We start from the raw sequence: 844 nt of genomic DNA, 5'->3' as shown, positions 1-844 counted from the left end.
GTGTCAAAGTAGATGCGTCTTCAGGCAAAATCATTAAAGTTGCTGACGAAGAAGATAATGATGATGAAGTCGAGAATGACTAGCATCAAAAATAAATCAGTAAATAGTTCAAAGGAGTAGATGAGTTTATTTCATCTATTCCTTTTTTCTTGCCAATTGTTATTAGTGATTTTAATTTATTCAGGTACGATTTAGAAAAAAGAGGGTCGTTGTGATTAAACAAAAGGATTTTTACAAAGGAGCACGAAACAGGTTAGTTGCGATGAACCACTTAAATTAGCATATAAAAAAGATGATGTTTATGGTCTTTTAGGAATAAATGGGCAGATGAGACCACGACCATTTGCAAGTTAATTGGTTATCTAAGCCTCCAAATGGCGAAGTTAAGTGTTAAGTGAAAATAGATTGATGTCTAACAAAATTGTAAGGCTCACTGTTGTTCGATTACATAGACATAACCTGATTTCTTGGAGGGTTCATATTGAAGAAAATATTGTTAATTGAAGACGAAGATAGTATCTCTGAATTTTTAGAGTTAGAACTCAAACATGAAGGTTTTGATGTCAAAGTTGTCGATGATGGAAGAGAAGGCCTGGACGCAGCGATGAATCAAGAGTTTGATTTAATTTTACTCGACCTAATGCTTCCACATTTAAATGGAATTGAAATATGCCGTAGGTTAAGAGTGGTAAAAGATACACCGGTCATTATGTTAACTGCCAGAGATAGCGTTATGGACCGAGTCATGGGTTTAGATGTGGGTGCAGATGATTACGTTTCAAAGCCTTTTTCTATTGAAGAACTCTTGGCCAGAATGCGTGTGATTTTTCGGAGACAGGAGAAG

1 protein-coding gene is annotated in these 844 nt (G+C 35.5%); it reads left to right on the top strand.

All coding sequences use genetic code 11. From position 1 onward, the window contains the following. Positions 1–481 precede the first annotated feature (481 nt). On the top strand, positions 482–844 hold a 363-nt coding region (locus tag AC1DSL_RS18885; RefSeq protein WP_477533427.1), incomplete at its 3' end, for a response regulator transcription factor.

The sequence above is a fragment of the Paenisporosarcina sp. P4_D4 genome (assembly GCF_056401835.1).
The sequence above is the reverse complement of the archived record's forward strand: the minus strand, read 5'-3'. Positions and strand labels throughout refer to the sequence as shown.